Genomic DNA, 13,216 nt, shown 5'->3' with positions numbered 1-13,216 from the left:
GTGTCGTCTCAGTCCGCCAGCCGGGCGAGCTCCTCGTCGACGATCGACGGATCGAGCTTGGTGAAGATCGGCGTGGGCTTCGAGACCGGGGTGCCGGGCACGATCGGCCGGCGCTGCCAGGCGGGGAAGCCGGAGTACTCGCCGGTGATGATCGGGTACGGCGCGCCCCCGTCGAGGTCGTCGACCTCCTCGATCCGCGGCATCGGCGCGAGGTCGCCGGCTCCGCCGAGCGCCTTGTCCACCTCGTTGGCCGCGAACGGCAGGAACGGGCTCAGCACCAGGTTGAGGTCGGCCACGCACTGCGCGACCACGTGCAGGATCGTGCCGAGGCGGTCGGGGTCGTCCTTGATCTTCCAGGGCTCGGAGTCGGAGACGTACTTGTTGACCTCCGCGACCGCACGCATCGCCTCGCCGATCGCCTGCTTCTGCCGGTGCCGGCCGATCAGGTCGCCGACGGTGCCGAACGCCGCCCCGACCGAGTCGAGCAGGGCCTGGTCATCGGCGGTCAGCTCGCCGGCCTTCGGGATCTCGCCGAAGTTCTTCGCGATCAGCGTGGCCGTGCGGTTGACCAGGTTGCCCCAGCCCGCGACGAGCTCGTCGTTGGTGCGGCGCACGAACTCCGACCAGGTGAAGTCGGAGTCCTGGTTCTCCGGGCCCGCCGCCGCCACGAAGTAGCGGAACGCGTCGGGCTGGTAGCGGCTGAGCAGGTCGCGCACGTAGATCACGACCCGCTTGGAGGAGGAGAACTTGCGGCCCTCCATCGTCAGGAACTCCGAGGAGACCACCTCGGTGGGCAGGTTCAGCTCGCCGTACTCGCGCGGCGAGCCGCCCTTCGCGCCCTTCCCGGAGTAGGCCAGCAGCTCGGCCGGCCAGATCTGGCTGTGGAAGGTGATGTTGTCCTTGCCCATGAAGTAGTACGACAGCGCTTCGGGGTCGTTCCACCACTCCCGCCACCGCTGGTCGTCACCGATGCGGCGGGCCCACTCGATGGACGCCGACAGGTAGCCGATCACCGCGTCGAACCACACGTAGAGCTTCTTGGTCGGGTTCTCCCGCCAGCCGTCGAGCGGCACGGCGATGCCCCAGTCGATGTCACGGGTCATCGCCCGCGGCCGGATCTCCTTGAGGATGTTCTGGCTGAACCGGATCACGTTCGGCCGCCAGAGGCCGGTCGCCTCGCGACCGTCGAGCCACTCCCCCAGCGCGTCGGCCAGCGCGGGCAGGTCCAGGAAGAAGTGCTGGGTCTCGATGAACTCCGGCGCCTCGCCGTTGATCTTCGAGCGCGGGTCGATCAGGTCGTGCGGGTCGAGCTGGTTGCCGCAGTTGTCGCACTGGTCGCCACGCGCGCCGTCGTAGCCGCAGATCGGGCAGGTGCCCTCGATATAGCGGTCCGGCAGCGTCCGTCCGGTCGAGGGCGAGATCGCGCCGTACGTCGTCTGCTCGACGAAGTAGCCGTTCTCGTAGACCCCCAGGAACAGCTCCTGCACGACCGCGTGGTGGTTGCGCGTCGTCGTGCGCGTGTAGAGGTCGTAGGTCAGGCCGAGCGAGGTCAGGTCCTCGGCGATGACCCGGTGGTTGCGGTCGGCCAGCTCCTGCGGGGAGAGACCCGCCTCGTCGGCGGCGATCAGGATCGGCGTGCCGTGCTCGTCCGACCCGGAGACCATCAAGACGTCGTGCCCCGCCATCCGCATGTACCGGCTGAAGACGTCGGACGGCACGCCGAAACCGGCCACGTGGCCGATGTGGCGCGGACCGTTGGCGTACGGCCAGGCGACGGCGGAGAGGACATGACTCATGAGGCAATCCTAGGGACCTGGGACCCGGGTCCTGACCGCCGCATCGCGCTAGCGTCGGTCCGGTGGACACCCTCATCGCGGAGGACCTGCTCCTCCTGCTGCTCGACGACGACAGCGGCAAGCTCACCCTGACGTCCTATCCGCAGACCGTGCTGGGCGGAGCCCTCCTGGTTGAGCTCGCGACCACGGGCGCGGTGGAGGTCGAGGAGACGACGGGCGTGTGGCACGCCGCGAGGGTCCGAGCGGTCGCGGGAGCGGCTCCGCAGGACCCGGTGCTGCGCACGGCGTACGACGTCGTGGCGGCGAAGCCGCGCACCGCGCGGGACCTCGTGGACCGGCTCGGCAGGGGCACGCGCGACGCGCTCGCCGAGCGGCTCGCCGCACGCGGCGTCCTCGAGCGTCACGACGACCGGGTGCTGGGGCTGTTCCCGCGCACCCGCTGGCCCGCGGTCGACTCCGGCCGCGAGCAGGAGGTCCGCCGGCTGCTGACCGCCGTCCTCGTCCAGGGGGTCGAGCCGGACGAGCGCACCGGCGCGCTGGTCGCGCTGCTGTCGGCCATCGACAAGCAGCACTTGGTGGTCGACCACGAGGGCCTCTCCGCCGGCGAGGTCCGCAAGCGGGCCAAGCAGATCGCGAAGGGCGACTGGGCCGCCAAGGCGGTCCGCGACGCGATCGTCGCCGCCACGGCAGCCATCACCGCGGTCGCGGCGACGACGGCCGCCGGCGGCGCCGCGAGCACCTGACCGGGGCGGCCCGGCGGGTCAGTCGATCGGGCGTCCGGCGAACGCGGCGAGCCGCTCGTAGGTCCCGGCGTCCTCGGCGGCCGACTGCTCCGGGCCGAACACCCCGCTGCGGTTCTCCGGCGTCAGGCCGGACCGCAGGAGCTCCAGCGCCCGGGTGGCGACCTCCCGGTCGAGCCGCTCGACGGGGAAGCCGATCGCCCGCGCCAGGTCCCAGGTGTGCACGGCGAGCTCGGCGGTGGCCATGTCCGCGCTCGACTCCGTCTCACCGCCGTGCTCGTGCCACCAGTGGATCAGGTCGTCGGCCGCGACGCGGAACGCCGGGCCCCACTCCTCGGTGACGTGCGCCGGGGCCGACCAGTCCGGCTGCTCGCCGCGGGCCATCGCGAGGAAGTTCGCGGGCGTCGCCACCAGGTGGTCGGCGAGGGCCGCGACGTCCCAGTCAGCGCAGGGCGTCGGTCTCTCGAGGAGGTCCCGATGCACCTGGTCGAGCACGTCGCCGGCCTGGTCGAGCGCTCGCGCGAGCACCCGGACGTCGTCGCCCCAGTCGGCCTGCGCGTGGTGGGTCGTCATGCACCCACGCTAGGGGCGCCGGTCAGGTGAAGTCGAGGGTCTCGGTGCGGCTGCGCTTGAGCTCGTAGAAGTGCTCGTAGGCCGAGAGTGTGACGAATGCGTCCCACATCCGGCCGGCGTCCTCGCCGCGCGGGGCCTTGCTCAGCACCGGCCCGAAGAAGGCTCGTCCGTCGAACGCGATGGTGGGGGTGCCGACCTCGTTGCCGACCTGGTCCATGCCGAGGTGGTGGGAGCGCGCGATCGCCTCGTCGTACGACGAGTCGTCCATGGCGTCGGCGAGCGTCAGATCGAGACCGGCCTCCGCGAGCGCCCCCTCGACCATCGCGCGGTCCCGGTCCTGCTTCTCGATGTGGATCCGGGTGCCCATCGCCGTGTACAGCGGCAGCAGGACCTCCTTGCCGTACTTCTGCTCAGCGGCCATCAGCACGCGCACCGGCTCCCAGGCGGTCGAGAGGAACTCGCGGTAGTCGTCCGAGACGTCCTTGTCCTGGTTGAGGTAGGCCAGGCTCATGATGTGCCAGGTCACCTCGATGTCGCGGACCTTCTCGACCTCGAGGATCCACCGCGACGAGATCCAGGCGAACGGACAGGCCGGGTCGAACCAGAAGTCAGCGCCGGAACGGGTGTCGGTGGTCGTGTCGGAGGTCATGTCAGTTCCAACCGAGCACGCCGAGGACTATTCCCGCGGCCGCCCCGCCGGCGACGTACCAGGCGCTGTTGAGCTCGGTGCGCCACATCAGCAGCAGCGTGACCACGAAGATCCCGACCGTCCAGCCGTCGACCAGCGCCGTCCGGCCGAGCTGCCACGACACGCCGGCCATCAGGGCGAGGGCCGTCGCGTTGAGTCCGTCGAGCATCGTCGAGGTCCACGGTGAGGAGCGGATCCGGTCGGTGATCCGGGTCAGCAGCCCGACGAAGACGAACGATGGCAGGAAGATCCCGACCGTGGCCAGGAACGCCCCGGGCAGCCCGGCGACGAGGTAGCCCAGGAACGTCGCGGTCGTGAACACCGGCCCCGGCGTGACCTGGCCGATCGACACCGCGTCGAGGATCTGCTGCTGGGTCACCCAGCCCAGCCGGTCGACCAGGTCGCCCTCGAGGAACGCCAGCAGCACGTAGCCGCTGCCGTAGAGCACCGCGCCGATCTTGAGCATCGTGAGGAACAGCTGGGCGAGCTGGCCCCCGGTCGGGTCGGGGAACAGCACCGCGAGCGGCGCGAGCAGCCCGTGCCGCGGGCCCGCCGCCCGGCTCACGAGCCGCGCCAGGCCGGCGAGGGCGGCGCCACCGAACAGCACCACCAGCTCGTGCACGCCGAGGAAGTACGCCGCCAGACCGGCGGCGGCCAGCAACCCGAGCCACACGGTCTTCAGGACCGTGCGAAGCAGTGCCACCAGCGCCCAGGCGACGATCGCCAGCACCGCCGGCACCACGCCGTAGAGCAGCCACTCGGCCGACGGGGTGTCGCCGTACTCGACGTACGCCCAGGCGAGCGCGGTGACGATCAGCGCCGCCGGGAGGATGAAGCACAGGCCGGCGAGCAGCAGGCCGCGCCAGCGGGCTCGGTCGTAGCCGAGGTGGATGGCCAGCTCGGTGGAGTTCGGCCCCGGGATCAGGTTCGTGGCGCCCATCAGGTCCACGAACCGCTCGTCCGTGACCCACCCGCGGCGGCGGACGAGCTCCTCGCGCATCATCGCGGTGTGGGCTACGGGACCGCCGAACGCGATGGTGCCCAACCGGAGGAAGAGCAGCGCGACCTCGCGGGTCCGACCCGGCTCGCTCACAGGCCCATCATGCCGGGCGCATGTCCTTTTCCTCGACCACGACCCGGGTGGCAGGATGCGTCGCATGCCTGGAACCAACCTCACCCGGGACGAGGCCGCGACTCGCGCCGCGCTCCTGGACGTCACCTCGTACTCCATCGACCTGGACCTCACGACCGGCGACGCGACCTTCGGCTCGACGACCACGATCCGGTTCACCTGCACCGAGCCCGGCGCCGAGACGTTCGCGGACCTCGTCGACGCGACCGTCCACGAGATCACGCTGAACGGCGAGTCGGTCGACCCGGCCACGGCGTACGCCGACAGCCGGATCGCGCTGACCGGCCTGGCCGCGGAGAACGAGCTCGTCGTGCGGGCCGACTGCACCTACTCGCGCACCGGCGAGGGCCTGCACCGGTTCGTCGACCCCGCCGACGACCGGGTCTACACGTACTCGCAGTTCGAGGTCCCCGACGCCCGACGGGTCTACACGACGTTCGAGCAGCCCGACCTGAAGGCGCCGTTCACGTTCACCGTCACCGCCCCCGAGGGGTGGAAGGTCGTCTCGAACTCCCCGTCGCCCGAGCCCGAGGCCGTTGCCGGGCAGAGCGGCAAGGCCGTCTGGCGGTTCGCCCCGACCAAGCCGCTGTCGACCTACGTGACGGCGATCGTCGCCGGCGAGTACCACGAGGTCCAGCACGTCTACCGCGGCAAGCACGGCGACATCCCGCTGGGTCACTACTGCCGCCAGTCGCTCGTGGAGCACCTCGACGTCGACGAGCTGGTCAAGATCACCGAGCAGGGCTTCGGCTACTTCGAGGACGCCTTCGACTACCCCTACCCGTTCGGCAAGTACGACCAGCTCTACGTGCCGGAGTACAACATGGGCGCGATGGAGAACGCCGGGTGCGTCACGCTGCGCGACGAGTACCTCCCGCGCAGCCGCCAGGACCGGGCGTTCTACGAGTTCCGGGTCGAGGTCATCCTCCACGAGATGGCGCACATGTGGTTCGGCGACCTGGTGACCATGAAGTGGTGGGACGACCTGTGGCTCAACGAGTCGTTCGCCGAGTGGGCCTGCTACCACGCGGCGGTCGAGGCCACCGAGTTCACCGAGGTCTGGACGGGCTTCACCAACGCCCGCAAGAACTGGGCCTACCGCCAGGACCAGCTGCCCAGCACCCACCCGATCGCCGCGGACAACGTCGACCTGCGCGCGGTCGAGGTCAACTTCGACGGCATCACCTACGCCAAGGGCGCCTCGGTGCTCAAGCAGCTGGTCGCCTGGGTCGGCCTGGAGAACTTCCTGAAGGGCGTGCGCACCTACTTCAAGAAGTTCGAGTACGGCAACACCGAGTTCAAGGACCTGCTGGCCGCCCTCGAGGCGTCCTCGGGCCGGGACCTCGAGGCGTGGGCCCAGGAGTGGCTCCAGACCTCGGGCGTGAACACGCTGACGGCCGAGTTCGAGCTCGACGACGAGGGCAGCTACTCCTCCTTCGCGATCCGCCAGACCGCTGCGGCCGAGCAGCCGACGCTGCGCCGGCACCGGCTCGGCGTGGGCCTCTACGACGCGGTGCCCGACGCCGCGGGGAACCGTCGGCTGGTCCGCCGTACCTCCTTCGAGACCGACGTCGCCGGGGCGCTCACCGAGGTCGCCGAGCTCGTCGGCCAGCGCCAGCCGGACCTGTTGCTGCTCAACGAGGGCGACCTGGCGTACGCAAAGATCCGTCTCGACGAGCGCTCGCTGGCCACCGTCGTGGGCGGGATCGCGACCCTCGACGACTCGCTCGCGCGCGCGCTGTGCTGGGGAGCGGCCTGGGACATGACCCGCGACGCGGAGATGAGCGCGACGGACTTCGTCGCGCTCGTGCTCAGCGGCATCGGCAGCGAGACCGACGCGTTCGGCGTGAGCCGGATCCCGACGTACGCAGCCCAGGCGGCCACGCTGTACTCGGCCCCGGAGAACCGGTCCGCCCTGCGGGCGACCTGGGAGCAGGGCCTGCGCAAGCTGCTCGACAACGCCGAGGCCGGCAGCGACCACCAGCTCTCGTTCGCTCGCGCGTACGCCGGCGCGGCCCACAGCGAGGCGGCACTGGACGACCTCGAGGGCCTGCTCGACGGCACGCTCACGTTCGAGGGACTGGCAGTGGACACCGACCTGCGGTGGACCCTGCTCGGCGGGCTGGCGAAGAACGGACGCGCCGACGCCGACCGGATCGCCGAGGAGCTGGCCCGCGACAACACGATCTCCGGGCAGGAGCACGCGGCTGCCTCCCGGGCCCTGCGCCCGACCGCCGACGCGAAGGCCGAGGCGTGGGAGATCGCGATGGTCCGCGACGACGTCGCCAACGAGACCCAGCGCAGCGTGGTGCTGGCCTTCCAGGTGTTCGGCCAGGACGAGGTGCTGGCGCCGTACGTCGAGAAGTACCTCGAGGCGGCCGACACCATGTGGGAGGAGAAGGGCACCCAGCGGGCCTCCACCGCTCTGGAGTTCATCTTCCCCAAGCAGCTCGCGAGCCAGGACCTGCTCGACCGGGTCGACGGCTGGCTGGAGTCCTCCGCCGCGAACCCGGCCGCCAAGCGCTACGTGCGCGAGGGCCGTGCGGACGTCGCCCGGGCGCTCGCCGCCCAAGCCAAGGATGCGCGGAGCAGCGACGCATGAGGAACGAATGCGGCGCGTGGGCTCCGCCGGATTGAGCAAGCGCCGCGGCTGAGGGACGAAGCCGCGACGGTCTCGTCGAGATCCGGTGGGACGACTGAGTGGGACGATGGAGGGCGGTGACCGCTTCGGTCACCGCCCTTGCCCGTTCCGGCTCGGGGCCGATCGCCATGCCCACTCACGGACCTCACGCGCCCTACAGCAAGTCAGTCCGAGTGGAGGGTCTCGGGGCCGCGCGCATGGTCGGCGAGCATCTGGATGCCGCGCCGCAGCCCGCCGACGAGGTCGCCCTCGGCGAAGGTCGTCTGCATCTGCAGCGCGGTCAGCTCGACCTCGGCGTCGGTGAGGTGGCTGCGGACGACCGCGCCGGTGACGACCTCGAGGGCCCGCGCGGCCGGGTCGACCAGGATCAGGACGCTGCGCTCGGGTGCGACCAGCGAGCGGTGCAGCCGCGTGGCGAACGCGCGCGGCTCGCCGTCGGCTCGCCCGACGAACACGCTGAACTCGTAGCGCGAGACCTGCTCGGCCGTCCGGATCGCGTCCTCGATGGCGAACCGCTCCGCGCCGCCCAGCTCACCAGCGCGCACTTGCGCCCCCGGAGCCTGTCGCGCCGGCCTCGGCGGGCGGCAGCTCGGCCGTGCCCTGGCGCGGACCGCCGAACCACTGGTCGTCGGCCTGGCCGGCGGCGAGCGCGTGCCGCTCGCGTCGACCCGGGACCATCACCAGCAGGGTGATCACCGCGATCAGCAGCGCGGGCACGCCACCGAGCAGCAGCACCGCGTACACCGGGTCGACGCCGTCGGCGACGGGCCACCCCTCCGGGGTGTCGGCGCCCGCCGGGCCGGAGGCCAGGAGGACGAGCGACCCCGCGAAGAGCACGACGGTGCTGCGGAGGACGCCGCGGAGGACGCTGCCGGGGACGCTGCTGAGGACGCTGCTGGGGACAGGGTGCGCGAGCTTCGTGGTCACGCCGCCAGCCTATCGGCTCGGCGGGGTCGAGCAGCCTTGCCCCGGTGCGGTAGACATGGGGCCCATGTTCGGGTTCGAAGACACCAGGTGCGACCCCTCCGACACCCTCTGCAACGCCGTCTTGGACTGGACCGACAACCAGAGGCTCGCCAACGCCTCCGACATCCTGATCGGCAAGCCGCTCGCGATCATCAGCCTGCTGCTGCTGATGATGGTGGTGCGGTGGGTCCTGCACCGCCTCGTGGACCGGCTGGTGCTGCGCGCCGAGGACGGGGTCCTCCCCGACCGGATGAGCCGGTTCGGGCTGCGGGGCAAGGCAGCACAGCAGGCCACTGCCCAGGACCTCGCGGCCTCGACCCGCCGGGTGCAGCGCGCCAAGACCATGGGCGACCTGCTCAAGAGCGTGCTCACCGGTCTGCTGATCGCGGTCTTCGGCACCATGGTCCTCAGCGAGATCGGGGTCAACATCGCCCCGATCATCGCCAGTGCGGGCATCATCGGCATCGCACTGGGCTTCGGCGCCCAGTCGCTGGTCAAGGACTTCCTCTCCGGCATCTTCATGATCTTCGAGGACCAGTACGGCGTGGGCGACGTCGTCGACGTCGGCGAGGCCAGCGGCACGGTCGAGGCCGTGAGCCTGCGCGTCACCCGCCTGCGCGACCTCAACGGGACCGTCTGGTACGTGCCGAACGGCGAGATCCTCCGGGTCGGCAACATGAGCCAGAACTGGTCGCGGGCGGTGGTCGACGTCGCGGTCGCGTACGGCGAGGACGTCGCCCGGGTCACCCGGGTCCTCAAGGAGCTCGCGCACGACCTGTGGGAGGACGACGACTTCCACGGCATCATCATCGAGGAGCCCGAGGTGACCGGGGTCGAGGTCCTCGGCCCCGAGTCGCTGACCCTGCGGGTGCTGCTCAAGACCGCGCCGATGGAGCAGTGGGGCGTGGCCCGCGAGCTGCGCCAGCGGGTCAAGGCCCGCTTCGACCACGAGGGCATCGAGATCCCGCTCCCCCAGCGGGTGGTGTGGCACCGGGAGGACACCGCCCACCAGACGCCGACGGGCCCCACCCCCGGAGGGGAGGAGCCCGTCGAGAGCTGACCGGGTCGGTCGGCCCGTCAGGCGAGCGACGCCTCGAGGGTGATCGTGGTGCCGGCCAGCGCCTGGCTGACCGGGCAGCCCTCCTTGGCGGCCTGGGCGGCGGCGACGAAGTCGCTCTCGCTCATGCCCTCGACGACCCCGGTGACGGTCAGCTTGATGCCGGTGATGCCGGTGCCGGGGGTGAACTCGACCTCGGCGCTGGTGTCCAGGGCGGTCGGCGGCGTGCCGGCCTTCGCGAGGCCGTTCGACAGCGCCATCGAGAAGCAGGACGAGTGTGCCGCGGCGATCAGCTCCTCGGGGCTGGTCCTCCCGTTCGGCTCCTCCGCGCGCGAGGGCCACGACACGTCGTAGGTCCCGAGGCCGGAGGACTCGAGGGTGACCTGGCCGGCCCCCTCGAAAAGACTGCCTTCCCAGTGGGTCGTAGCGGTTCGGGTCGTTGCCATGGACGGATCACTCCTCGTGCGTCGGCTTGGAAGTCCGGAACGCCGCGAGTCTTGCACGCCGGCGTCCTGCGCTCCGGCGACGACCGCCAGAATGGACCGGTGAGCACCTTCTACGACGAGATCGGCGGCTTCGAGACCTTCCGACGGATCGTCGCGACGTTCTACGAGGGGGTCGCGGAGGACCCCGTGCTCCGGCCGATGTACCCCGAGGAGGACCTCGGACCCGCCGAGGAGCGGTTCCTGCTGTTCCTCGTGCAGTACTGGGGCGGGCCGACGGCGTACTCCGACAACCGCGGCCATCCTCGCCTGCGGGCCCGGCACGCACCGTTCGCGGTGACCCCCGAGGCCAAGGAGCACTGGCTGCGCCACTTCCGCGCCGGCCTGGACGAGGTCGCGCTCACCCCGGAGCAGGACGCGCAGTTCTGGGACTACGTCACCCACGCCGCCCAGTTCATGGTCAACAGCCTCGAGTGAGAGCGCCGGCAGAAATCTCCGAGATCGTGTAACACCGGACGCGGGTCGCGACAGGTGTGGGGTGACCGGGCGGGAGACCGCCGACTCAATCCCCGACACAGGAGGCCCAGCATGCGCAGGACCACCACCGCTGTCACGGCGACCGCGGCACTCGCCGCTGCACTCACGTTCGGTACGGCGTACGCCACCCAGACGGGCACGGACAGCGACGACGCCAGCGCCACGACGACGAGCAGCTCGCCCGTCCTGAACAAGAACGGCCACGAGGTCAACGAGCACGCGGCCTTCGGCCAGGCGCGCGCGGCCGAGGCCCGCGCCCAGCACGAGGCGACCGAGACGCCCACCTCCGAGCCGAGCGAGGAGACCGAGGCCCCCGAGACCGAGGCCCCCGAGACCGAGGCCCCCGAGACCGAGGCGCCGGAGACCGAGGGACCGAACGAGCACGCCGGCACCCACCCGGACACCCACGCCCTCGAGGGTGGCACCGAGCACGGCCAGGACGGCCTGGAGCACGGCCACCAGGGCGAGCACGGTGACGACGGCGACCACGCCGACGGCCCGGACGAGCACGCGGGCGACCACCCGAACGAGCACGCCGCACCCGAGCCCGCTGAGGGCTGACCCCAGGACCGGCGGTCCCGACGTTGACCCACCCCCGACTAACGTCGGGACCGCCAACTCTGGGAGGACGACCATGGCCGACCACCGAACCCGCGGCGCGCAGCTGCGCACGCCGGCACCGACGCTGGAGCCGGACGATGCGTTCGTCGCACGACTGAGCTCGCTCGCCGCGGCCGGCGCTCCCGCGCCGGCCGGCGCAGCGGCACCGCGCATGACCTGGCGCGTGGGCCTGGCCGCGGCGAGCGTCGCGACCGTGCTGGTCGGCGGCACCTGGCTCAGCGGGTTCGCCGACACCGGCTCGCCGGCTCCGCCGGCGACCCCCCCGAGCGGCCCGGCCACCGTCCCGGGCACGACCCCCGACGCATCACCCGACGGCTCGGCGAGCAACCGGCCGGACGTATCGGGCGACGCGACCCCGGGCGCCGGCCCGTCCGCGTCGGACGATACCTCGGACGGACCGGACGAGGGCGGGCCGACGAGCACGCCGGGAGTCGGCCAGGGACACGAGCCCGGCGACGACGCGACCCGTGAGCACCAGGGACCGGGCCCCGACGACCACGCCGGCGACCACCCCGACGAGCACGCCACCCAGAAGGCGGACAATGCGGACCAGGCCGCCGGGGAGCACCCCGGCGGCGGAGCAGGCGGCAGACAAGCCAGGTGAGCAGCGACGACGACGTGGTGGCGTCCGCCAAGCGGGGCGACGCCGAGGCGTGGCGCGCCCTCTACCGCAACCACGCCGGTCGCCTGCTGGTCTGGCTGAGCACCCGTCCCAGCGGTGACAGCGCGGTCGCGGCGGAGGATCTCGCCGCCGAGTCGTGGCTGGTCGCCGCCGAGAAGATCCACGACTTCGACGGCACGGCGTCGGAGTTCGCCGGCTGGCTGTTCGGCATCGCCCGCAACCTCGGCGGCAACGCGCGCCGCCGCAGCCGGCGTCGCGGCACCTACGCCACCGACCCCGGCGAGCTCGGTGAGCCCGGCCCGGTCGCGGGCCCGGAGTCGTCGTACGCCGCCCAGGACTGGGTGGTCCGCGCCCTCGCGACGCTGCCGCCCCGGGAGCGCGACGTCGTCGGCTGCCTCGACGTCGTCGGCCTGGACGTGGAGACCACCGCGCGCGCCCTCGACATGTCACACGTCGCGGTGCGGGTGGCCCGGCACCGCGGGCTCAAGCGGCTGCGCCTGGCCGCTCCGGACGCTCAGGGGGCCAGCAGCGAGCCCAGCGCCTCGAGGTAGGGCTCGGGCGGCGCCACCGACCGCTCGGTCCGCGGGTCGAAGAACACGATCGCGACCCGGGCCCGGGCGAGGACGGTCTCGCCGTCGAGGATGAGCGACTCGATGGTCGCCGAGCGCTGGCCGACCCGCGACGTCCAGGACCAGGCGTCGTACGCCTCGGGCCGGAACAGGATCGGCACGCGGTAGTCGACGTCGGTCTGCGCGACCACCAGCGAGATCGGCTCCAGTCCGCGCCACAGGTCGGCGGTCAGCCGGATCCGCGTCTCCTGGAGGTACTCGAAGTACTTCACGTTGTTGACGTGGCCGTACACGTCGACGTCCGAGAACCGCACCTGCACCGGCGCGTGCGCCGCGACCTCCGGCCGCGTCGACGCGACCGGCACCCGCGGAGCCGGGTCGTCGGGCTCGAGGAAGGTCGCCAGGGTCTCCCGTTCGACCGCCGCGAGCCGGCGCGGGCGCTCGCTGGCGAAGACGTACGGCGTCAGCACGGTCTTGGCGCGGACGTACACGTGCCGCTCGCCGTCCCGCTCGTGGAAGATCTCGTAGGCGAGGGTGAAGGTCGCCGCCCTGATCTCGGTGACCCACGACTCGATGGTCACCGGCTCGAACCCGAAGGCGAGCGGAGCGAGGTAGCTCACCTCGTGGCGGACGACCACCACCCCCTCGGCCAGGTCGCCCGTGCCGGCGGCGGGCCCGTGGGTGCGGAGCATGTCGACGCGGGCCTCCTGGAGGTAGTCCACGTAGACGACGTTGTTCACGTGCCCCAGCGGGTCCAGGTCGGCCCAGCGCAGGGGGCACCGGTAGGTGTGCCGCACGGGTCGATGCTGCCAGAGGAGACCTGGAGGAGCC

General features: G+C 71.8%; 15 protein-coding genes. 7 read left to right on the top strand and 8 right to left on the bottom strand.

Annotated elements, in window-relative coordinates; translation table 11 throughout:
* Window positions 1-8 precede the first annotated feature (8 nt).
* Window positions 9-1,796, bottom strand: a complete 1,788-nt coding sequence (gene metG, locus QMC84_RS17620) for a methionine--tRNA ligase (RefSeq protein ID WP_300376953.1) — start codon at window positions 1,794-1,796, stop codon at window positions 9-11.
* A gap of 62 nt (window positions 1,797-1,858) precedes the next feature.
* Between metG and QMC84_RS17615 the strand changes: the two genes are divergently transcribed.
* Window positions 1,859-2,539, top strand: coding sequence for a GPP34 family phosphoprotein (locus QMC84_RS17615; RefSeq protein WP_300376951.1), 681 nt, complete (start codon window positions 1,859-1,861; stop codon window positions 2,537-2,539).
* Between the two features lie 18 nt (window positions 2,540-2,557).
* On the opposite strand, the gene QMC84_RS17610 is transcribed toward QMC84_RS17615, so the two are convergent.
* Genes QMC84_RS17610 through chrA form a run of 3 tightly spaced genes read right to left on the bottom strand, consistent with a single transcriptional unit; the run spans window position 2,558 to window position 4,890 of the window.
* Window positions 2,558-3,109 carry a TIGR03086 family metal-binding protein gene (locus tag QMC84_RS17610; protein ID WP_300376949.1) on the bottom strand — a complete coding sequence of 184 codons (552 nt, stop codon included), beginning with the start codon at window positions 3,107-3,109 and terminating at the stop codon, window positions 2,558-2,560.
* Between the two features lie 22 nt (window positions 3,110-3,131).
* Window positions 3,132-3,758: a DsbA family protein gene (locus tag QMC84_RS17605; protein ID WP_300376947.1), complete on the bottom strand. Its 627-nt coding sequence runs from the start codon at window positions 3,756-3,758 to the stop codon at window positions 3,132-3,134.
* 1 nt (window position 3,759) lies between these two features.
* Window positions 3,760-4,890 (bottom strand): chromate efflux transporter, encoded by a 1,131-nt coding sequence (chrA, locus tag QMC84_RS17600; protein ID WP_300376945.1) that lies wholly within the window; start codon window positions 4,888-4,890, stop codon window positions 3,760-3,762.
* A 64-nt stretch (window positions 4,891-4,954) separates the two neighbouring features.
* Between chrA and pepN the strand changes: the two genes are divergently transcribed.
* The gene (gene pepN / locus QMC84_RS17595; RefSeq protein WP_300376943.1) at window positions 4,955-7,531 is read left to right on the top strand and encodes an aminopeptidase N; all 2,577 of its coding nucleotides are present in this window, start codon (window positions 4,955-4,957) and stop codon (window positions 7,529-7,531) included.
* Window positions 7,532-7,734: 203 nt separating this feature from the next.
* On the opposite strand, the gene QMC84_RS17590 is transcribed toward pepN, so the two are convergent.
* Entirely contained in the window at window positions 7,735-8,115 is a 381-nt protein-coding gene (locus tag QMC84_RS17590; RefSeq protein ID WP_300376941.1) for a DUF5130 family protein, read from the bottom strand.
* Window positions 8,102-8,497 (bottom strand): hypothetical protein, encoded by a 396-nt coding sequence (locus QMC84_RS17585; protein ID WP_300376939.1) that lies wholly within the window; start codon window positions 8,495-8,497, stop codon window positions 8,102-8,104. Before QMC84_RS17585 ends, QMC84_RS17590 begins: the two co-directional genes overlap by 14 nt.
* 64 nt (window positions 8,498-8,561) lie before the next feature.
* On the opposite strand from QMC84_RS17585, the gene QMC84_RS17580 reads away from it, so the two are divergent.
* Window positions 8,562-9,596 (top strand): mechanosensitive ion channel family protein, encoded by a 1,035-nt coding sequence (locus tag QMC84_RS17580; RefSeq protein ID WP_300376936.1) that lies wholly within the window; start codon window positions 8,562-8,564, stop codon window positions 9,594-9,596.
* Between the two features lie 17 nt (window positions 9,597-9,613).
* On the opposite strand, the gene QMC84_RS17575 is transcribed toward QMC84_RS17580, so the two are convergent.
* A complete protein-coding gene (locus QMC84_RS17575; RefSeq protein ID WP_300376934.1) occupies window positions 9,614-10,039 on the bottom strand; it encodes an OsmC family peroxiredoxin in 426 nt (141 codons plus the stop codon).
* 99 nt (window positions 10,040-10,138) lie between these two features.
* Between QMC84_RS17575 and QMC84_RS17570 the strand changes: the two genes are divergently transcribed.
* The 4 genes from QMC84_RS17570 to QMC84_RS17555 all read left to right on the top strand — a co-directional run bounded on the left by QMC84_RS17570 (window position 10,139) and on the right by QMC84_RS17555 (window position 12,367).
* Entirely contained in the window at window positions 10,139-10,513 is a 375-nt protein-coding gene (locus QMC84_RS17570) for a globin (protein WP_300376932.1), read from the top strand.
* 111 nt (window positions 10,514-10,624) lie between these two features.
* Window positions 10,625-11,134, top strand: coding sequence for a hypothetical protein (locus QMC84_RS17565; protein ID WP_300376930.1), 510 nt, complete (start codon window positions 10,625-10,627; stop codon window positions 11,132-11,134).
* 73 nt (window positions 11,135-11,207) lie between these two features.
* Window positions 11,208-11,798 carry a hypothetical protein gene (locus QMC84_RS17560; protein ID WP_300376928.1) on the top strand — a complete coding sequence of 197 codons (591 nt, stop codon included), beginning with the start codon at window positions 11,208-11,210 and terminating at the stop codon, window positions 11,796-11,798.
* Entirely contained in the window at window positions 11,795-12,367 is a 573-nt protein-coding gene (locus tag QMC84_RS17555) for an RNA polymerase sigma factor (protein ID WP_300376926.1), read from the top strand. Before QMC84_RS17560 ends, QMC84_RS17555 begins: the two co-directional genes overlap by 4 nt.
* On the opposite strand, the gene QMC84_RS17550 is transcribed toward QMC84_RS17555, so the two are convergent.
* A complete protein-coding gene (locus QMC84_RS17550) occupies window positions 12,331-13,182 on the bottom strand; it encodes a thioesterase family protein (RefSeq protein WP_300376924.1) in 852 nt (283 codons plus the stop codon). The two genes, QMC84_RS17555 and QMC84_RS17550, sit on opposite strands and share 37 nt — an antisense overlap.
* Window positions 13,183-13,216 lie beyond the last annotated feature (34 nt).

Source organism: Nocardioides sp., assembly GCF_030019515.1.
GTDB lineage: Bacteria > Actinomycetota > Actinomycetes > Propionibacteriales > Nocardioidaceae > Nocardioides.
Note: the sequence above shows the minus strand (reverse complement) of the source record. Positions and strands in the feature narration are given on the sequence as shown.